18 protein-coding genes are annotated in these 19,043 nt (G+C 61.2%); 16 read left to right on the top strand and 2 right to left on the bottom strand.

The window, feature by feature from the left end; genetic code table 11:
• Positions 1 to 42: 42 nt before the first annotated feature.
• Positions 43 to 477 (bottom strand): hypothetical protein, encoded by a 435-nt coding sequence (locus KDW95_RS01420; protein WP_255854443.1) that lies wholly within the window; start codon positions 475 to 477, stop codon positions 43 to 45.
• A 255-nt stretch (positions 478 to 732) separates the two neighbouring features.
• Positions 733 to 4,344, bottom strand: coding sequence for a YobI family P-loop NTPase (locus KDW95_RS01415; protein WP_255854442.1), 3,612 nt, complete (start codon positions 4,342 to 4,344; stop codon positions 733 to 735).
• Between the two features lie 832 nt (positions 4,345 to 5,176).
• Here KDW95_RS01415 and pilL2 point away from each other — a divergent pair.
• The 16 genes from pilL2 (at position 5,177) to KDW95_RS01335 (ending at position 19,040) form a co-directional block, all read left to right on the top strand.
• The gene (pilL2, locus tag KDW95_RS01410) at positions 5,177 to 5,758 is read left to right on the top strand and encodes a PFGI-1 class ICE element type IV pilus protein PilL2 (protein ID WP_255854441.1); all 582 of its coding nucleotides are present in this window, start codon (positions 5,177 to 5,179) and stop codon (positions 5,756 to 5,758) included.
• Complete coding sequence (locus tag KDW95_RS01405) at positions 5,755 to 6,411, top strand: hypothetical protein (RefSeq protein ID WP_255854440.1); 657 nt, start codon at positions 5,755 to 5,757, stop codon at positions 6,409 to 6,411. The genes pilL2 and KDW95_RS01405 overlap by 4 nt, the downstream gene beginning before the upstream one ends.
• Positions 6,412 to 6,425: 14 nt before the next feature.
• Positions 6,426 to 7,136, top strand: coding sequence for a TIGR03759 family integrating conjugative element protein (locus KDW95_RS01400; RefSeq protein WP_255854439.1), 711 nt, complete (start codon positions 6,426 to 6,428; stop codon positions 7,134 to 7,136).
• The gene (locus KDW95_RS01395; protein ID WP_255854438.1) at positions 7,121 to 7,708 is read left to right on the top strand and encodes a transglycosylase SLT domain-containing protein; all 588 of its coding nucleotides are present in this window, start codon (positions 7,121 to 7,123) and stop codon (positions 7,706 to 7,708) included. Before KDW95_RS01400 ends, KDW95_RS01395 begins: the two co-directional genes overlap by 16 nt.
• Entirely contained in the window at positions 7,705 to 8,250 is a 546-nt protein-coding gene (locus KDW95_RS01390) for an integrating conjugative element protein (RefSeq protein ID WP_255854437.1), read from the top strand. Before KDW95_RS01395 ends, KDW95_RS01390 begins: the two co-directional genes overlap by 4 nt.
• Positions 8,251 to 8,254: 4 nt before the next feature.
• The gene (gene traD / locus KDW95_RS01385; RefSeq protein WP_255854436.1) at positions 8,255 to 10,459 is read left to right on the top strand and encodes a type IV conjugative transfer system coupling protein TraD; all 2,205 of its coding nucleotides are present in this window, start codon (positions 8,255 to 8,257) and stop codon (positions 10,457 to 10,459) included.
• Positions 10,456 to 11,205, top strand: coding sequence for a TIGR03747 family integrating conjugative element membrane protein (locus tag KDW95_RS01380; RefSeq protein WP_255854435.1), 750 nt, complete (start codon positions 10,456 to 10,458; stop codon positions 11,203 to 11,205). The genes traD and KDW95_RS01380 overlap by 4 nt, the downstream gene beginning before the upstream one ends.
• Positions 11,206 to 11,318: 113 nt before the next feature.
• The gene (locus tag KDW95_RS01375; protein ID WP_255854434.1) at positions 11,319 to 11,678 is read left to right on the top strand and encodes an integrative conjugative element protein, RAQPRD family; all 360 of its coding nucleotides are present in this window, start codon (positions 11,319 to 11,321) and stop codon (positions 11,676 to 11,678) included.
• Entirely contained in the window at positions 11,675 to 11,908 is a 234-nt protein-coding gene (locus KDW95_RS01370) for a TIGR03758 family integrating conjugative element protein (RefSeq protein ID WP_255854433.1), read from the top strand. The genes KDW95_RS01375 and KDW95_RS01370 overlap by 4 nt, the downstream gene beginning before the upstream one ends.
• 17 nt (positions 11,909 to 11,925) lie before the next feature.
• Positions 11,926 to 12,285: a TIGR03745 family integrating conjugative element membrane protein gene (locus KDW95_RS01365; protein ID WP_255854432.1), complete on the top strand. Its 360-nt coding sequence runs from the start codon at positions 11,926 to 11,928 to the stop codon at positions 12,283 to 12,285.
• Positions 12,286 to 12,297: 12 nt separating this feature from the next.
• On the top strand, positions 12,298 to 12,696 hold the full coding sequence (locus KDW95_RS01360) for a TIGR03750 family conjugal transfer protein (protein ID WP_255854431.1): 399 nt from the start codon (positions 12,298 to 12,300) through the stop codon (positions 12,694 to 12,696).
• Positions 12,693 to 13,373, top strand: coding sequence for a PFL_4703 family integrating conjugative element protein (locus KDW95_RS01355; RefSeq protein ID WP_255854430.1), 681 nt, complete (start codon positions 12,693 to 12,695; stop codon positions 13,371 to 13,373). Before KDW95_RS01360 ends, KDW95_RS01355 begins: the two co-directional genes overlap by 4 nt.
• Positions 13,370 to 14,269 (top strand): TIGR03749 family integrating conjugative element protein, encoded by a 900-nt coding sequence (locus tag KDW95_RS01350; protein WP_370646660.1) that lies wholly within the window; start codon positions 13,370 to 13,372, stop codon positions 14,267 to 14,269. The genes KDW95_RS01355 and KDW95_RS01350 overlap by 4 nt, the downstream gene beginning before the upstream one ends.
• Positions 14,259 to 15,668, top strand: coding sequence for a TIGR03752 family integrating conjugative element protein (locus tag KDW95_RS01345; RefSeq protein ID WP_255854429.1), 1,410 nt, complete (start codon positions 14,259 to 14,261; stop codon positions 15,666 to 15,668). The genes KDW95_RS01350 and KDW95_RS01345 overlap by 11 nt, the downstream gene beginning before the upstream one ends.
• Positions 15,649 to 16,083, top strand: coding sequence for a TIGR03751 family conjugal transfer lipoprotein (locus KDW95_RS01340; RefSeq protein WP_255854427.1), 435 nt, complete (start codon positions 15,649 to 15,651; stop codon positions 16,081 to 16,083). The genes KDW95_RS01345 and KDW95_RS01340 overlap by 20 nt, the downstream gene beginning before the upstream one ends.
• Positions 16,083 to 19,040: a conjugative transfer ATPase gene (locus KDW95_RS01335; RefSeq protein WP_255854426.1), complete on the top strand. Its 2,958-nt coding sequence runs from the start codon at positions 16,083 to 16,085 to the stop codon at positions 19,038 to 19,040. Before KDW95_RS01340 ends, KDW95_RS01335 begins: the two co-directional genes overlap by 1 nt.
• The last annotated feature ends 3 nt before the right edge of the window (positions 19,041 to 19,043 follow it).

Raw genomic sequence — 19,043 nt, 5'->3', positions numbered from 1 at the left:
CGGTGCCCAATTCCCGCCACGGATAGAGCCGAACTACCGCCTTCAGGGACGGGCAGTCCGGGCCAATATTGTCTTCGCCTCGTGAAGATCCGCGGCATCGGGATCTTCGGGGTAGGCACGGCAGACCGGTGCCAGGAGCCGGGCGACCTCTTCGTTGCGGCCCAGGCGCTGTAGTAGCCGGTTCAGGCCCAGCGCCGCCCTTAGCTCCAGCAGCCGGGCACCCTGACATATTGCCGTTTCGATGGCCCGGCGGAAAGAATCCTCGCACGCTTTCGCACGCCCCGGAGCCATGACCAGGAGCTCGGCCTCGAGGCGATAGAGTTCGGCTTCAAATACGGGCTCCCGGTGGCGGTCACGCAGGGCTAGCGCTTCCTGCGCGACGCTCAGTGCCTCCTCGTTATGACCGGCTTTGTGCAGCGCGTCGGCGAGCAGGGTCGGAAGCGACGTACCGACTCGGTGCCAGGCCGAAGTAACCAAGATGGGCGCATTCGGCTAATAGGTGACCCCGCTCGTTCGCTCGTTCTCGCTCGCTTTATGGCTTGATCTTGGAACATTTTTTCCCGACCTACCAGTAGTAAGGGAGCAGCTCCGTTAAATATACTGTTGCTCTGTGTGCCAAGCCGCTTCGATTACCAGCATTGCAGGAGTTCGCCCTAAGCGGTCGTTCGGTGTGTGGCACTCTTGGCGGGGTACCGATGACGCCGAGACAGTGCAGAATTTGGAAGCCGCTTATCATCGTCTATAGAGATTCACTCTTATATCGTCGCTGAGGAAACCACGCTCACTCCATGACGAAATAATGTTTCTTGAATCAAGCCATCTGACCAAATCCTGATTCTCGGGAGTGTTTGTCAGTCTCGGCGTATTGTACCCAATTTTTATTTCGGAAAATGGTTTCGGTAGATTGGCCAAGACAAGACGCACTTCGTCATCCGTCATAAGAGAATAAAATTTATTAAAGAGTGAAATTTGCGTCTCTATGGGCTTAGAGTGTATTACCAAAGATTGCGCAATACTCCCATCAAGGTTGGATATGTTAGCGTTGGTGTCATTAATAATTGGGCCGATGAGTGCTGATCGCTCGGGAAGGCCCACGAGCACTCCTAGATCCATCAATTCGACTAACCCGAGCTTGGCTACATTATCAATTTCAGACCGAAGAAGCTCCTCTCGGAAACCATCGTCGAGTGAAAAGTTGTCTGGATCTGTCATATATGCGTCGAGGTTGGCCGCGACGAATAGTACCTGTAATTTCCTATTGTCTGAGAGAGCGTCGAGACTCTCCTTAGAGAATGTGATTTTCCCTTCATCTATCAGGATTCGAAGCTTGGCTGGCTCGAGTCCTTCGGGTGGCTTATAGAACGAGTTCGGAAGGGCGTGAGCATATTCTCTGTAGGCGGCATCAGACAGCGAGCCTGCCCCGACGAGGAATTGACGCAGCTGCTGTGAGTCTGAGTCACTTGGTATAGGGTATTTCAGGATAGCCGCACGGACAACATCCCGATCAAGATAGCCAACCAGACTATCTGCTTCGAACCCTTCACCTTCCATAAAATCAAGACAGTTTTCCCAAGTTGGTTCGATCACACTTAGCTTGAACAGCATTGCGTACAATCTCTCGGGCACATCTTCTAGAGTTGGCAGCAGGGTCGTCTGCCGTTCAAGAAACTCTCGAAGATCATCTTGATCAAGTCCATCGTGGCGAACCACGGCTAAAATTGCGGGGGCATCCTCCTTTGAATTCCCTTGAAGCTCCAAAAGGATATCATGTAGGTAGCAGTCGAAATCGCGTTCGACTCGTTTTATCAAGGTTGTGTTATTCGTCGAACGTATGGCCGTGAAGTTCCTCTCACGTAGTGGATCGAGATCGTTCTCTCCCAAAATCGTTTGATAGACGTATTCCAGGTTCGGGATCGTGAGTTCGAAAAGTCCCTCCTCGAATATGACGCGTACAATTTGAGAGTGTTCTTTGATGGCAACCAGATCTTTGACCTCAAAGTCGAGGCATACAAGGCGTTCCGGTGCTAGTTCCGGTGAATTAACCAGAATCTCTGGAAGGTTCTCCGAAGCAAATTTCGGTAACTCGTCAAAATCCCTTGCGAGCGTTTTGAGTGAGGTTTCTGGTAAGCTCGCAACCAGTCGGGTGACGTGGACGGTATTATTGGGGCTAGCAATGACAGTTGGGACAAAACCTTTCCACGCGTTAGCTAGCCCCGAAAGAAGTCCTACAACATCGCGGCCGCTGGTGTAATAAGCATCGAAAAAGCCCTCGCAGCTTTCGAATTCTGACGAGAGAAACTCGAAGAGCTTCTGCGTTTGGTCGAGGTAACGGCTCCGGTCACTCAGGAGACTATCGACGAGTTTGACGTTCAAGACATAGCTGCGTCGGAAGTCTTCATCTCGCATTGCTGCGATGACCTCTTTTGGATTGTCGATCGGAAAACCCGGCTCCGGCGTAACGAATGCCCGTATCTGTATTAGAAACTTGTTATCATTGGGCGATAGACGGCCCAAGTGAAATAGTGACGTGTACTGATAGTAGGTATCGTCGAGATGGCCTTCCAGAATCAGAAAACGGGCGAGCTCTCCATTTTCCCCAAAGTCCTCGAAAAGATCCTGCACACGGTCGGCGTTCAAACGCAACAGCTCGTTGAGCTTAGTCGTGCGAAGCGCTGCGATCATTGATCTAAGGTCGCGTATTTGGCGCAAGGTCTTGTTCTTATTATCAGCCTCCTTGCTTTCGATCTCCGCCTTGCGTTGCTGATAGGATTTCTGAGAATCCACCTCGCTTTGCAATTTCGAAACATCGACCTGCTGGTGATGATTATGGATGTTGCGGTGGAATAGACGCGGGGTCCCTATCAGTTGCTCGAACGCATCGTGGCTGACCAGCTGGGGAAGCGCGATCCATGTTTGCCGATTAAGAGTGACGCTGATAACATTCTCTGGAAACTTCTCAATCAGAGCCATAGCGTAGATTTGCCGCAGTTCTCTCAGGTCCGAAGGTATCTGTTGCTCAGCGACTTCAAGCCGCTTTTCGAGTTCCTCGATCTCGGTCCTATACGTGGCCTCACAATGCCCAATGAGCTCGTCTTGGCGCTTCAATATTTTGGCGAGAGTACCCACGCCGCGGTGCAGTTTCTCAAAGTCCCTTGGATAGACGTTCTTATAGATCAGGATCGCGAGGAGCTTGTTGGCATCGAGCAGATTTTCTCCATAAGTTTCTAAATTAGCCACATAAATGGCGTATTCATTAAAAATGTTCTGAATCAACCTCAGGTCGTTCAGGTATCGTGAGACCTCTCTCAGAAACTGCCTATCAAGGCGCCCGTCGAGCTCAAGTCTCCTTCCCTGCTCCAATACCATGTCGATCGAATTCGATGTGTTGATGATCGGTATGACGGGAATGATGAATTCGAAAAACTTGGTTCGATCGGTATTGACAAACATGTCGTCGCGCAGGGCGTAGAGAAATCTGATGGTGCGCTTCACTCCTGCATTCTCGTTCACGAGGCTATTAATTTCACGCAGTGTGACGAAAATATCGGCGTTGTTAAATCGATCTAGATCTTCGATGATTACGAGATCGTAATCGGTTGATTGGAAGAAGTAGACTATTTCGTCTAGATGACGGTTCAGTATAGACGTCTGGTCATCAAATGCAGGTCGTATCTCCACGTCCTTCAACGAGATACTCTTGAGTGACAGACCGAAGCTCGCGACATAAAAATGATGCAGAGTCACCCAGAGGAATGTTGCCGCGAGCACGAAGATCCCCAGATTGTTCCAATTTTTGAGTGCGAGCGGAACGAAAAAAGTGCCGTTGATGATGTCTTCTCGCTGATTAAACACGTACCAAAGCGCGAGAATTCCAAGCATTATGTAAAGAGATTTAAAGATCGACCAACCACCGGGCGACTGAATTCTTTTGAACCGCGACAGCGGAAGTTTGTTTGCGTCAGCACCATACAGTATCTGCTGCAGGATACTTCTCTCAACCTCTTGACGGCTCACCTTCCCGTCTCCCGTATCGGCCTCGGGAACGAATGCAGCAAGAGAGATATGAAGCGCAGGCCGCCGATACTTCTTCAAGAAGGATTGGATGATACTGCTCTTTCCCGACCCATAGGGACCGGTTAGGGCAATATTGGAGACCTTCGAATTTTTCGTCGCAAACAGAATCGCTTCGGAATATACGCCAGCCTTGTCTGCCTCATCAGTTGGCGCGAGGTCTACGAACTTCGATTGTATGTCGGTGGAGCGGTCTTTGCTTTCCAGCCAAGACACGAAGCTATTGAGACTGTTGGCAAGCCGGCGTGTTAGGGAGGTGATGGTCTTTATCATACGATGCTAAACTAACCTTCAAAAACCGAAAATACATGAAAGGCTGACTTAAATCAGCCCACTTTTACCTGAGCACTCTTACTTATTTAAATTCTATGTTTGGGTTCGGACGTCCGATTGAATCTAAGGTTTCATATTTAACCACTCAGCTCGCTGATACCAGTGACCGTCGTATCGCCATTTCGGATCGATAGCGAGTCCGCCCCGATCCCTTCTAACGTCCGCTCTGTGCGCGAAGCTGCTTCCATTACCAGCATTGCAGGAAGTGGCCCATACCGGTCGCTAACATTTTAATACTGCGCATGCGCGTTTACGCGCAGACTAGGAAAGCGCGAAGAAAGGCTAAGCGACTAAAAAGAAAAGATAATTGAGAGTTCACAGCCATTCTCCTCCGTTGAAAACGAGCCTGCGTGTTTGCGTGCTGGGCCGTGCGCAGTATCCAACAGGCCCCAATCCATAATGCATTGATACTGGAACATTTTTGTTCCTAATGCCAGTCAGAAATGAGCACATTAATGCCGGAAAACGCGCAATAGGGCCGTATGGCACCCAATACGCTGTATAGACACACAGGCTTTGAGGGTGAGTAATGCACAGGGAGTGCTAACAGGCAATGTCCACTCCGGGCACAAAGCGACAAATATTACTTCGGGTCAGTTGCCGCCCAACGGCCATAATGAGTTGTATTCTGTTTCCAAATCCATCGATGTCAGCGATATTGCCTCGCTGATTCAACCTACCAGAATCCGGTTCACCGCCAGTTCCCATTGTCTGCTGCTACGATCGCCCTCCCCTGTGATGCTGCCCACTCACAGCACCAGGGGACGACCGCATGTCAGCCATCTTCCTTCACTATCCACCGGTTCGATACGGTGCCCTTATCTCCGGCCTGCTCGCCGTTACCCTGGCCAGCGGCTGTGCCACCTCATCCGTTGAACCACCGCCTGTGAGGCCTGAGCCTGAAGCCCAGGTATTACCCCTACCACGCGACTGGATCCCCGTTGCCCGCTACGGCCGCTACACCCTGATAGAGCTGGCGCCAAAAGCCGCCCAGCAAAACCTGCTGCTACAAGAGATCGACGTCGCCATACCAACAACATTGAACCCGAGTGTCGGCGACGCCTTGCACCATGTGTTGCGGCGCTCCGGTTACAGCCTGTGTGAAGACGATCCGGTTGTTACAACCTTGCATGGCCTTCCCCTCCCGGCCGCCCATCGACAGCTCGGACCTCTGTTCCTGCACGATGCATTGCTGACGCTGGCGGGGCCTGCCTGGGATCTGACAGTCGACAATGTGGCACGTCAGCTGTGCTTCGTTCGTGCCGACGTTTCCAATGTGCGTCCGCCGTCGGGTGACAGTCCGATGCTCGAGCGTAGCCGCGCCCTTCCCGCGAGCAATGGAGACCAGCCATGAACGGAGCTTCCAATCCGGTACCTTCGCGCAACGCCTCCTTTGTGACCTTCCTGATGCTGATTTGGCTGCTCGGACTGAGTGTGATCGCAATGCTGGGCTATCGCTGGGTGTTGGAGCAGGCCAGCCAAGAGCAGGTGGAGACCGGACAGAGGCAATTGCACGGCCTCGAGGACCGCATGACAGCGTTAGTTGACGCGGTGGAAACTATGCAAGCCCAGCCCGAGTTCGCTACCGTGGCCGCATTGCAGAGTTTTCGGCAAGCACTGGATGCCCGCATGACACAGCTGGAGCAGACCCTTGCCCAACGCGTGGGAGTAGAACAACTGCAAGCCTTGCGCGTCGAGATCGATCAGCTAAAAGCCCGCCCTGTGACCATCCAGCCGGCAACTCCGGTGCAGTCCCCACCGCCAGCCAGGGCGGCCGCAGCGATGCCTCCTCGAAAAGCGCCCTTTCCCTATCGCGTGCTGGGCATTGAGCTGCGTGCAGGACAGCGCGCCCTGTCTATCGCACCTGCCGCCGTCAAACTCACGGCCGCTCAGATCCAGGTGCTCTTGCCCGGCGACATTGTGGGCGGTTGGCGCCTGGAGGCCCTCGACGGCGACAGCGCGGTGTTCAGGTCCGGCCAGCAGACACGCCGGCTGGCGATTCCGTGATCGAGGGAACCGATATGCGATATCTACCCCGCCTTACCGTCGCTGTGCTGGTCGCCGTACCGGTGATGGTATCGGCGCAGCAGCCCGCCACAGTCACACCCCACATCACTCATCCCCAGATCAAACAAAGCCACCACGAGCGTTTGTCGCAGGAGTGGGGCCTGCGCAGCGACGAATGGACACGCTACCGCGAACTGATGGAAGGCCCATTGGGGATCTACTCACCCAACCTCGATCCGCTCACAGCGCTGGGGATCGAAGCGCGTTCGGACGACGAGCGCCAGCGCTATGCCGAGCTCCAGGTACAGGCCGAGGCCCGGCGGGTCGAGAAACTGCTGGCGTACCAGCGTGCCTATGACGAGGCCTGGCAACGGCTGTACCCCGACGTGCTACGGGTCACTTTGCCCGAAGCTGTGACAGGCGGCATGAGCCTGATCCGCACTCAGCGGTTAGCCGTGTTCGTGCGTGACGACTGCGAAGCCTGCGACCGGCGGGTACAGCGGCTGCAGGCGTCCGGCGCTGTATTCGACCTCTATATGGTCGGTAGTCACGATGACGATGCCCATATCCGTGAATGGGCGCGCCGTGCCGGTATCGACCCCGCCAGGGTGCACAACGGTAGCATCACCCTCAACCACGATGCCGGCCGCTGGCTGTCGCTCGGGCTCGCAGGCGACCTCCCTGCCGTCGTTCGGCAGGTGAACGGCCAATGGCAGCGGCAGTGATCCAAACACAACTGCTGCGACTACTACTGCTCGCTGCCTGTCTGGTGCCCGCTGTGCCTGGCGATGCCCGCGAGATCCCGCCGCCGGCCTACCAGCTCGCCGCGCAACGCGCCGGCATTCCATCGGCGGTGCTGTATGCGGTGGCGTTGCAGGAGAGCGGTATCCGGCGTCACAACCGCCTTGTGCCCTGGCCCTGGTCGTTGAATGTTGCCGGCGAAGCACGCCGTTTCGCCTCCCGGGCGGCGGCCTGCGCCGATCTGCACCAGGCGCTGCAAGAAACGCCGCCGACCCGCATCGACGCAGGGCTGGGCCAGATCAACCTGGGCTACCAGAAGCGCCACTATCGTCACCCCTGCAATCTGCTCGATCCCTACCGCAACCTGGCAATCGCCGCCACGATTCTGCGGGAGCAGCACACGCCGGGCGACGACTGGCTGCTCGCCATCGGACGCTACCACCGGCCCGCCGGCGGCGCAGCGGCTGCACGCTATCGGCTTCGTGTCGCGCAACACCTTGAGCGCATGTCGGGCAGCAGCGGCCTGACGCCTATCGCTTTTCGGGAGACAGAATGACCATGACGGCACCCGCAAGGGCCTTTCGCGGCCTGATATTGTTGCTGACCCTGCCCGCGCTGCCACTGAAGGCGGCCGAGCCGCTGATCGTCGTCGACGACCACGGCAGCATCTCTGCACTGCCCTACTATGAAGCGCTCGACCTGCAGCCCCGTGCGCAGACTCCGTTGCAGCCGCCCCTCGTTGTGCCGTCGCCGCCCACAACCGCCGTTGGCGAGGCAGCGATGCTGCCGGTACGCAGCCTAACGCTGACGCCGGGTACCGTGGCCCGCCGCGCTCTCGAAGCGCCCGGCCTGCAGCCGTTCTTCCTGATCGGAGACGACGCGATATCCCGGGCCTGGTTGCGTCGTCATGCGGCGTCGTTGCAGGGGCGTGGCGCCGTCGGCCTGGTGGTCAACGTCGATACCATGGCGGGGCTCGCGCAGTTGCGCCAGCTCGTCCCGGCATTGCAACTCTCGCCGGTTTCGGCCGACGACCTGGCCGGCCGGTTGGGGCTGCGGCATTATCCGGTGCTGATCACGAACACTGGCATCGAGCAGTGACGTCATGGCACAGCCGGTTGAAGTGCTGCTGCGCCCCGCCGTCGAGCTCTATACCGTGGCGGTCTGCACCGGTGGCGCACTGCTCTCCCTGCTGGCGCCCTGGTCGCTGGCGCTGAACCCACTGATGGGCGTCGGCAGCGCGCTGGCGTTCGCCACCTTCGGCGCCCTCCGCTTGCATGAAGCCCTGGTGATCCTGCGCTACCGGCGCAACATCCGTCGGCTGCCGCGCTACTTGATGACCAGCCGCGATGTGCCGGTGAGCCAGCAACGGCTGTTTATCGGCAGGGGTTTTCTGTGGGAGCAGCGTCACACTCATCGGCTGATGCAGACCTACAGACCCGAATTCCGGTGTTATGTCGAACCGACGCCGGCCTACCGACTGGCCCGGCATCTGGAACAGCGCCTGGAGTTCGCACCCTTTCCGCTGTCGCAACTGGCCAAGCTTGCGGCTTGGGATGTGCCGTTGAATCCGGTGCGGCCGCTGCCGCCAGTGGGTGGCATGCCCAGGCTGCACGGCATCGAGCCGCAGGAGGTCGACGTCAGCCTGCCACTGGGTGAGCGCGTCGGCCACTCGCTGGTACTGGGCACCACGCGCGTCGGCAAGACCCGCCTGGCCGAGCTGTTTATCACCCAGGACATCCGGCGCCGGAACAGGGTCGGCGAACATGAAGTCGTCATCGTCTTCGATCCCAAGGGCGATGCGGATTTACTCAAACGCATGTACGTGGAAGCCCAGCGTGCCGGGCGTGACGGTGAGCTCTACGTGTTCCATCTTGGCTGGCCGGACATCAGCGCCCGCTACAACGCCGTGGGCCGTTTCGGGCGCATCTCCGAGGTGGCCACCCGCATTGCCGGCCAGCTTTCCGGTGAGGGCAACTCCGCCGCCTTTCGCGAGTTTGCCTGGCGCTTCGTCAATATCATCGCCCGGGCCCTGATCGAGCTGGGACAACGACCGGACTACCTGCTGATCCAGCGCCACGTCATTAACATCGATGCGCTCTTTATCGAGTATGCGCAGCATTACTTTGCCAGGACCGAACCGAAGGCGTGGGAAGTCATCGTCCAGATCGAGGCCAGACTCAACGACCGCACGATTCCGCGCAACATGATCGGACGGGAGAAGCGGGTCATCGCGCTTGAGCAGTACCTCAGTCAGGTGCGCAACTATGACCCGGTGCTCGATGGCCTGCGCTCGGCGGTGCGTTACGACCGCACCTATTTCGACAAGATCGTTGCGTCATTGCTGCCGCTGCTGGAAAAGCTCACCAGCGGCAAGATCGCCCAGCTGCTGGCGCCGGACTACGCGGACCTGGCCGACCCGCGGCCGATCTTCGACTGGATGCAGATCATCCGCAAGCGCGCCGTGGTTTATGTTGGTCTGGATGCCCTCTCCGATGCCGAGGTGGCCGCGGCCGTTGGCAACTCGATGTTCAGCGACCTGGTGTCGGTCGCCGGGCACATCTACAAGTTCGGCGTCGACGATGGCCTGCCGGCCGTCAAGACAAGCGCCAAGGCCGACGCCGGGGCCGGGGCCGGGGCCGACCCCAAAGTCCCCATCAACGTTCATGCCGACGAGTTCAACGAGCTGATGGGGGACGAGTTCATCCCGATGATCAACAAGGGCGGCGGCGCCGGTATCCAGGTCACCGCCTACACCCAGACCCTGAGCGACATCGAGGCGCGCCTCGGCAACCGCGCCAAGGCCGGTCAGGTGGTCGGCAACTTCAACAACCTCTTCATGTTGCGGGTACGCGAGACGGCCACCGCCGAGCTGCTCACGCAGCAGTTACCCAGGGTCGAGGTCTACACCACGACGGTGGTCAGCGGCGCCACCGACAGCTCCGATATCCACGGCTCGACCGACTTCACCTCCAACACCCAGGACCGTATCAGCATGGCGAGCGTACCGATGATCGAGCCCTCGCATGTGGTCGGCCTGCCCAAGGGGCAATGCTTTGCCCTGCTGCAGGGCGGCAACCTCTGGAAGGTCCGGATGCCCTTGCCGGCCCCCGATCCGGACGAAGCGATTCCTGCGGATCTACAGCAGCTCGCGGGCTACATGCGCCAGCGCTACACCGAAGCCAGCCAGTGGTGGCAGAACATCGGCTCGCCTGATTTGCAGGAGCAGGTGCAGGCGCAGCCATTGCCGGACGATCTGCTTGATGACCTTACGGATGGCGGCGCTGGTCGGGATGAGGCACTGCCATGAGCGATGCCGCCGCTACCGCCCAGCGTCAACAAGACCGTCGCCATGGCCTGCTCACCAGTATCCTCACCTTGCCCTTCCGGCTGCTCGGCGTGCTGATCGGATCCTTGCTGATCTCTATCCTGATCGAGTGCATCGGCATACACCTGTTCTGGCGCGACCAGGGCTGGCGTCATTCCCAGGCCATGCTGCAGTACGAGCTCGGGCATCTGTCGAGCCACTTCACGCGCAGTGCACTGGTCCAGGAACCGGGCCGTAGCGCGCAACTGTGGGTCGAGACCGGTTACGACTGGATCTTCGTCAGGACCGGGCTGCTGCAGAAAATCGACAGTACCGCGGGCCGAACCCGCGCGCCCAGTCAGGGCAGCACACGGAACGTCCGCTACTACATCAGTCAGGCCTACGTCTGGGCTGAGCGCTACCTGATTGCGGCCGCCTTCTCGACACTGACCTTCGGGGTGCGACTGCTCGTCCTGCTGCTGACCCTGCCATTGTTCCTGATGGCAGCCTTCGTCGGCCTCGTGGATGGTCTGGTACGGCGTGATGTACGCAAGTTCGGCGCCGGCCGGGAATCGGGTTTTGTCTACCACCGCGCCAAGGCCACGCTGGTCCCACTGGTGGTGCTGCCCTGGGTGGTCTATCTGGCACTGCCAGTATCCTTACATCCGCTGCTGATCCTGCTTCCCAGCGCGGTACTGTTGGGGCTGGCGGTGAACCTCACCGCGGGGAGCTTCAAGAAGTATATCTAAGGGAACTTACTGCCCCAGATAATGCGGTCATCGCACGGTTCCGATTCTTTATACCCAGCGGCGGCATCCGGGATCACCATCACAGCATTGCCGATTTGACGAAGGATTGCGCGATGGTGCTGCCCTCTCGAACTATCCCCGCTCACCGCAGTGCACGGCTCCTATTGTTCATCGCTCTGATGGGCACCCTGTCGCAAGCACTAGCAGACGACGCCCCGTTGCAGCGTCAGGAGTTGGCCGCCGCGCTGCGTCAACTCGACGCCCTGGAGCGGCTGGTCGAGCAGAGCGCGGCCGCTACCCCGATCGTGCCCGGCGCACGCTACCACTTCGACTATCCGCGCCTGCGCGCAGATCTGACACGGGTGCGTGCCGGCATCCAGGACTACCTCGCCCCATCCCGCGCCCAGCCCAGAGACCCCACCGAGCTGAGTGGCCTGTACCGCACCGAGTCCGATCCGGAGGCGCGGCCATGACCGCGGCACAGTTCTCCGCCTTTCAGGCCAGTAGCGGCATCGTGCCGGCGTTGATGGCGACGGTGCTGGTCGGTCTGGTGTTTGCCGTGCTGCTGCTCTGGGGCGCTTGGGCCATCCGCACAGCCTATGTCGGCTGGGCTGAAAGCCGTATCAACCAGCGTCAGTTCCTCGGCGTGGTGCTGCGCTTTATCGCGCTGTATCTGGTGCTGACACTTTTCCTACTCTCGTGACCCGCAGGTACCAGACCATGAATGATCACTTCCATCCGCCCTATCCTGTTCGCCGTGCGGCACTGGCGCTGAGCCTCGCCGCATTGCCGTCGCTGTCGTTTGGCCTGGGCCTGCCCACCCTTGAGAACCCCTCCCGCGGTACCGGCAGCGGCATCATGGAGACGATCCGCAACTACGGCTATGACATCGTGCTACTGGTTGCACTGCTGGTCGTGGCGTCGATGTTCGTCGGCGTGTGCTACCACGCCTATACCAGCTATGCCGAGATCCACACCGGCCGCCGGACCTGGGGCCAGTTTGGCCTCACCGTGGCGGTCGGCGCCGTGCTGCTGGTGATCGGCATCTGGCTGCTCACCGAAGCCACCGGCATCCTGTAGGAGGCCCTCGCCATGTCCTCACAGCCACCGATCCAGGCAGACGGCACGCTGACCTTTCTGCCGCACCGGCTCAACCGCCATCCGGTAGTGGTACGCGGCCTGACCGCCGATGAACTGTGGATCTGCTGCGGGCTGTCTGGCGTTGCGGGGTTGGCTGTCGGGTTACCACTGGCCTGGCTGTTGTCGACCCTCGCCCTGGTGCCGACCGGCATCGTCGCGGCGATCGCCTTGGGAATATTTGTCGGCGGCGGCCTGCTGCGCCGCCACAAGCGCGGCCGGCCCGATACCTGGCTGTACCGGCAGCTGCAATGGTGGCTGGCATGCCGCTATCCGCTGCTGGCCGGCTGGGTCGGCGGTACTGCGCTGATCACCCACTCGGGCTGCTGGTCGGTGCGCCGGGAGGCACAATGAGCCGGTTCAAGAACGAGGTTACCCACCTGCAGTCGCATATCCGTACTCTGCGCCTCGGCGCCGCGGCCTTGCTGCTGGTTGCACTGGTGATGGGCGCGGGTTGGTGGAGCGCGCCGCGGGACCTGACCATCCATGTGCCGCCGGACCTGCGTTCAGGCAGTTCCCGCAAGTGGTGGGAGGTGCCGCCGGCATCGGTCTACGCCTTCACCTTCTATGTGTTCCAACAGCTCAACCGCTGGCCGGCCAATGGCGAAGCGGACTATGCCCGCAACCTGCAGGCGCTGTCGCCCTACTTCACCCCGGCTTGCCGTGCCTTCCTTGAGGCTGACTACGACTACCGGCGCAGCAGCGGCGAGTTGCGCCGGCGCGTGCGCGGCATCTACGAGATTCCGGGGCGCGGCTACGGCGACGATCCCCGTGCGCGCGTGCAGGTGGTGTCGGATCGCGACTGGGTGGTCACGCTCGATATCAGCGCCGACGAGTACCACGGCTCGGAGCAGGTCAAGCGCGCCCTGGTGCGCTACCCCATCAAGGTGGCACGCATCGATGTCGACCCGGCGCGCAACCCCTTCGGCCTGGTGCTCGACTGCTACGCCGGTGCGCCGCAGCGCATCACCTTGCCAACAAACGAGTCGCCCACACACACGGGCCTCGGCCTGCAAGGAGTAACGCCATGAGTCCTTTACGTTCGCTCTTGTTGAGCATGGCGCTGACCTTGGTGGTCGCCCCTGTTGCACAGGCCGTGGAGATTCTGCGCTGGGAGCGCCTGCCGCTCGCGGTGCCCTTGGTGGTCGGTCAGGAGCGCATCGTCTTTATCGACCGTAATGTCCGGGTCGGCGTGCCGTCCACGGTGGGCGAGCGTCTGCGGGTGCAGAGCGCGGGCGGTGCGGTGTATCTGCGGGCCCATGCGCCGATCGAGCCGAGCCGGCTGCAGCTGCAGGACCTGGACTCTGGCGCCCTGATCCTGCTCGATATCGTTGCCGAGCCCGCCCGGGAGGGTGATATGCCGCTGGAACCGGTGCGCATCGTCGAGGGCAACGCCGCACCGTCACGCTATGGTGAGTCAACGGTTGACGCCAGCGAGGCTCGTTCGGCCACAGCCCAACACGAGACCCCAGTCCCGGTGGTACTGACGCGTTTCGCCGCGCAGAGCCTTTACGCGCCGCTGCGCACGGTCGAACCGGTACCGGGCATCCAGCGCGTCAACCTGCGCCGCGACCTGGCACTCGATAGCCTGCTGCCCACCGAGCCCATCCGTGCCAAGGCGCTGGTTGCCTGGCGCTTGGCGGATGTGTGGGTCACCGCGGTGCGGCTCACCAACAGCAGTGGTCGCAGGATAGGACTGGACCCACGGGCGCTGCAGGGCGACTTTATGACCGCCACTTTCCAGCACCCCGACCTGGGGCCGGGCGGCACGCCGGACGACACCACGGTGCTGTACCTGGTCACGCGGGGTCGCGGCCTGGCGCAGTCACTGCTGCCGACCATCCAGCGCATCGATCCAGCGCTCAACCTGCCACACCCCCGCCCAAAGCCTGCCACCGCTCGGGAAGGAGGCGATCATGCGCAGTAACGGCTTGCTCAAGTGGCTGATGATTCCGGTGGTCATGCTGGTACTGGTTGTTGGCTTCCGGCTGTTTTCCGGCGTCGGTGCAGAGAATCGGACGTCGCCACTGGCGGGCAGCCAGCTCACCCCCGAGGAGATGCAGGCGCTCGGTATCGAGGGCGACACGCCGCGCGACACCGTCGCCACCCTGGTGGCACAGGTCAAGCAGCTGCGTACCGAGTTGCAGGCAGCGCTAAGCGACAATGACGCCCAGCGTGTCGAGAACGATCGTCTGCGCCAGCGCGAGAGTGCCATCGACCAGCGCATCAGCACCGCCCTGGCATCCGAGCGCGCCGATCTGCGGCGAGAGCAGACTCGGGTCGCCAGCGAGCGGCAGCACACCGAAGGGCTCTTGCAGGATCTGCAGCAGCAGCTCCAAAGCCTTAGCGACGCCGGCGACCATACTGACCTGCCCGTGGGCCTGGGGTTGCGCGAAGGGGATAGCGACGGTTTTACGCTGGGCGACGACGTGCACTGGGTTGAGCCCGATGACGCCCAGCCGGCCGAGGGTCATCAGGGCACGAAAGGCAGCTTCAGTTTCCCGACCCAGTTTGGTCTCGCAACGACTACGCCCGGCATCAAGGCTACAACCGGCACCGATAGTGGCGCCGACGCCACAACGGCCAAGCCCGCGTCACCGGTCTATACGCTGCCCGCCAATGCCACCCTGATGGGCTCGGTGGCCATGACGGCACTGATCGGCCGTGTCCCGATCGACGGCACCGTTAATGATCCCTACCCGTTCAAGGTCCTGGTCGGCCCCGACAACCTCACCGCCAATGGCATCGACCTGCCCGATGTCGCCGGCGCCGTGTTCAGCGGTACCGCCTCCGGCGACTGGACCCTGTCGTGTGTGCGCGGTCAGGTGCGCAGTATCACCTTCGTCTTTCATGACGGCACTATCAGTACCCTGCCCGGCGATGGCGAGCAAGGGACACAGCAGCGTAAACAAGAGGGCCTCGGCTGGATCAGCGATCCGTACGGTATCCCCTGCGTCAGCGGTGAGCGCCGCAGCAATGCGCAGCAGTACCTCGGCACCCAGTCGCTGATCACCGCGGCCGGCGCCGGCGCGGCATCGCTGATCGAGGCCGAGAACGGCCAGCTGTCCTACGCGGGCGCCGATGGCTCAGTCGGCACTGTCGGCATCAGCCGCAACGAAGCCGTCGGTCGCATCCTCGCCAGCGGCGTGCAGGACATGTCGACGTGGGTCAACCAGCTCTATGGTCAGGCCTTCGCTGCGGTCTACGTGCAGCCCGGCGCCCGGGTCGCCATTCACCTCGAGCAGCCGCTCGCCATCGACTATGACCTTGAGGGGCGCAAGGTCGACCATCGCACAGGAGACACCTATGCCCGGGATCTCGACTAAAACACTCATGGTAACGTTTGCCGTCACGCTGCTTGCTGGCTGCGCCACTCATAAGGACGCACTGCTGCCCCATGGCGATCGCACCATGCGGGATCTCTGGCAACAGCACGCCGGTGACGGCGGCAGCGGCCCGATGACCACACGCCGCTTGTTCGATGCTCGCCAGCAGCTGCGACGGCCGTTAACCGGGGCGGATATCGAGGCCGCACCGGCGGTCGCTGCGCATTACACACGCACGGCACAGAACGAGATCCAGCGCCAGTTCCACCGTCTGCCGAACCCGGACCTGATCATGTATGTGTTCCCGCACCTGGCCGGTACCGACCCGGTGCCCGTACCCGGCTACAGCACGGTGTTTCCGCTGTATCAGCGGGTGCAGTACGCAATGCCCGGTGAACGCCTGGAGGACTACTGATGGCCAGGGGCTGCGCTTGGAAATCCACATGGCCGTGGCGGCGTGCCGTTTCGAATAAGGACGAAATCGGCCAAGACACGCCCGATGGTTGGCAGCGTCACGTCCAGGCGCTGCAGGCCGCTGGCATTCCCGAACCCGGCGCGGCGCTGGATAGCGATAAGCCCGCGACCCTGGCCGACGAGCAGGCGCTGTACGATGTAGCACCGTCCTTCGCCGCGCTGCTGCCCTGGGTCGAGTATCTGCCCGACAGCCAGTGCATGCTGCTTGAGGACGGTCAGTCCGTCGCCGCCTTCTTCGAGTTGCAGCCACTTGGCACCGAAGGTCGGGAAACCGCCTGGCTGACCCAGGCACGGGACGCCCTGGAAAATGCCCTGCAGGACAGTTTCGACGAGCTGGACGACAACCCCTGGGTGGTGCAGCTCTATGCCCAGGACGAGGCCAACTTCGATGCCTATCTGCAGCGGTTGCAGGCCTACCTGCAACCCCGCGCCCAGGGCACCGCCTTCAGCGACTGTTACCTGAAATCCTTCACCCACCATCTGCGAGCCGTCGCCACACCCGGCGGGCTATTCGAGGATACCGCTGTCACCCGCCTGCGCTGGCGCGGCAAGTGTCGCCAGGTGCGCCTTGTGGTGTACCGGCGCGTCAACGGCCAGGCCTCGCGACGTGGACAGTCTCCGGAACAGGCATTGAACATCGTCTGCGACCGCCTGCTGGGTGGGCTGGCTAATACAGGTATTGCGGTGCAACGCCTGGACGCAGCAGCGATCCACGACTGGCTGCTGCGCTGGTTCAACCCCAATCCATCGCTGCTGGGGCCAATGTCGGCCGACCGCGAACGCTTCTACCGCCTGGCGGCGTATCCGCAGGCGAGTGAACCCGACGAGATTGAGCTGGCCAGCGGCCGGGATTTCAGTCAGCGGCTGTTCTTCGGCCAGCCCCGTTCCGACGCCAACCAGGGACTGTGGTACTTCGACGGCCTGCCGCACCGGGTGATGGTCACGGACCGGCTGCGCACAGCACCCACTACCGGCCATCTGACCGGTGAGACTCGCAAGGGCGATGCCATCAACACCCTGTTCGACCAGATGCCCGACGACACCCTGATGTGCCTGACCCTGGTGGCCACACCGCAGGACATACTGGAAGCCCAGCTGAACCAGCTGGCAAGAAAGGCGGTCGGTGAGACCCTGGCGTCGCAGCAGACACTCAAGGACGTACACGAGGCCCGATCCCTGATCGGCAGCGCGCACAAGCTGTACCGCGGCAGTCTCGCCTTCTATCTGCGTGGCCAGAACGAAGCCGAGCTCGACAGCCGCGGACTGCAACTGGCGAACGTCATGCTCAACGCCGGCCTGCAGCCGGTGCGGGAGGAGGACGAGGTCGCGCCGCTCAACAGTTATCTGCGCTGGCTGCCCGGCATGTATAACCCGGCGCTGGATCGCCGCCAGTGGTACACCCAACTGATGTTCGCCCAGCACGCGGCCAACCTCGCGCCGGTCTGGGGCCGCAGCCAGGGCACCGGCCACCCCGGCATCACCTTCTTCAACCGTGGCGGCGGCCCCATCACCTTCGACCCGCTGAACCGGCTTGACCGCCAGATGAACGCGCACCTGTTCCTGTTCGGCCCCACGGGTTCGGGCAAGAGCGCCACGCTTAACAACATCCTCAACCAGGTCACGGCGATCTACCGGCCCCGCCTGTTTATCGTCGAGGCCGGCAACAGCTTCGGGCTGTTTGGTGAGTTTGCCCAGCGGCTGGGCTTGACGGTCAACCGCGTCACGCTGGCGCCCGGCGCCGGGGTGAGCCTGGCACCTTTTGCGGACGCCTGCCGCCTGGTCGAGACACCCGCCGCGGTGCAGACGCTGGATGCCGATGCCCTGGACGACGAACGATCAGCAGATGCTGTTCAGGCGGATATCGATGAACAACGCGATGTGCTCGGCGAACTGGAGATCACCGCGCGGCTGATGATCACCGGCGGCGAGGAGCGCGAGGAGGCGCGCATGACCCGCGCCGACCGCAGCCTGATCCGGCAGTGCATTCTCGACGCCGCCCGACAGTGCGTGACCGCGCAGCGCTCCGTGCTGACACGTGATGTGCGCGATGCGTTGCGCCAGCGCGCCGCCGACCGGGCGTTGCCGGACACCCGGCGGGCGCGGCTGCAGGAAATGGCCGATGCCATGGACATGTTCTGCCAGGGTATCGATGGTGCGATGTTCGACCGCCCCGGCACACCCTGGCCCGAGGCGGATATCACCCTCGTCGACCTGGCCACCTTCGCCCGCGAGGGCTACAACGCCCAGCTCTCCATCGCCTATATCAGCCTGATCAACACCGTCAACAACCTGGCCGAACGCGACCAGTTCCTGGGGCGCCCCATCATCAACGTCACCGACGAAGGCCACATCATCACCAAGAACCCGCTGCTCGCGCCCTATGTGGTGAAGATCACCAAGATGTGGCGCAAGCTCGGCGCCTGGTACTGGCTGGCGACGCAGAACATCGACGATCTGCCGCGGGCAGCGGAGCCGATGCTGAACATGATCGAATGGTGGATCTGCCTGTCGATGCCGCCGGACGAGGTGGAGAAGATCGCGCGCTTTCGCGAGCTGTCACCAGCACAGAAGGCGCTGATGCTGTCCGCGCGCAAGGAAGCCGGCAAGTTCTCCGAAGGCGTGATCCTGTCCAAATCCATGGAGGTACTGTTTCGTGCGGTGCCGCCGAGCCTCTATCTGGCGCTGGCCCAGACCGAGCCCGAAGAAAAAGCCGAGCGTTACCAGCTGATGCAGCAGCAGGGTCTCGACGAGCTGGACGCCGCCTTCAAGGTGGCCGCAAACATCGACAGGGCGCGCGGCATCACGCCACTACATTACGACGACCTCCTGGCGGCGCATGACCAGTCGACCGCCTCCCCCGAATGTTCCGCTGACGCAGTCAGCAACATGCCCAGGTAGCCC

The sequence above is a fragment of the Marinobacterium rhizophilum genome (genome assembly GCF_024397915.1).
Lineage (GTDB): Bacteria > Pseudomonadota > Gammaproteobacteria > Pseudomonadales > Balneatricaceae > Marinobacterium_A > Marinobacterium_A rhizophilum_A.
Note: the sequence above shows the minus strand (reverse complement) of the source record. Positions and strands in the feature narration are given on the sequence as shown.

Coding starts and splice junctions, on each gene's coding strand:
- KDW95_RS01415 (WP_255854442.1), bottom strand. CDS start 4,344: ATGATAAAGACCATCACCTCCCTAACACGCCGGCTTGCCAACAGTCTC.
- pilL2 (WP_255854441.1), top strand. CDS start 5,177: ATGTCAGCCATCTTCCTTCACTATCCACCGGTTCGATACGGTGCCCTT.
- KDW95_RS01405 (WP_255854440.1), top strand. CDS start 5,755: ATGAACGGAGCTTCCAATCCGGTACCTTCGCGCAACGCCTCCTTTGTG.
- KDW95_RS01400 (WP_255854439.1), top strand. CDS start 6,426: ATGCGATATCTACCCCGCCTTACCGTCGCTGTGCTGGTCGCCGTACCG.
- KDW95_RS01395 (WP_255854438.1), top strand. CDS start 7,121: ATGGCAGCGGCAGTGATCCAAACACAACTGCTGCGACTACTACTGCTC.
- KDW95_RS01390 (WP_255854437.1), top strand. CDS start 7,705: ATGACCATGACGGCACCCGCAAGGGCCTTTCGCGGCCTGATATTGTTG.
- traD (WP_255854436.1), top strand. CDS start 8,255: ATGGCACAGCCGGTTGAAGTGCTGCTGCGCCCCGCCGTCGAGCTCTAT.
- KDW95_RS01380 (WP_255854435.1), top strand. CDS start 10,456: ATGAGCGATGCCGCCGCTACCGCCCAGCGTCAACAAGACCGTCGCCAT.
- KDW95_RS01375 (WP_255854434.1), top strand. CDS start 11,319: ATGGTGCTGCCCTCTCGAACTATCCCCGCTCACCGCAGTGCACGGCTC.
- KDW95_RS01370 (WP_255854433.1), top strand. CDS start 11,675: ATGACCGCGGCACAGTTCTCCGCCTTTCAGGCCAGTAGCGGCATCGTG.
- KDW95_RS01365 (WP_255854432.1), top strand. CDS start 11,926: ATGAATGATCACTTCCATCCGCCCTATCCTGTTCGCCGTGCGGCACTG.
- KDW95_RS01360 (WP_255854431.1), top strand. CDS start 12,298: ATGTCCTCACAGCCACCGATCCAGGCAGACGGCACGCTGACCTTTCTG.
- KDW95_RS01355 (WP_255854430.1), top strand. CDS start 12,693: ATGAGCCGGTTCAAGAACGAGGTTACCCACCTGCAGTCGCATATCCGT.
- KDW95_RS01350 (WP_370646660.1), top strand. CDS start 13,370: ATGAGTCCTTTACGTTCGCTCTTGTTGAGCATGGCGCTGACCTTGGTG.
- KDW95_RS01345 (WP_255854429.1), top strand. CDS start 14,259: ATGCGCAGTAACGGCTTGCTCAAGTGGCTGATGATTCCGGTGGTCATG.
- KDW95_RS01340 (WP_255854427.1), top strand. CDS start 15,649: ATGCCCGGGATCTCGACTAAAACACTCATGGTAACGTTTGCCGTCACG.
- KDW95_RS01335 (WP_255854426.1), top strand. CDS start 16,083: ATGGCCAGGGGCTGCGCTTGGAAATCCACATGGCCGTGGCGGCGTGCC.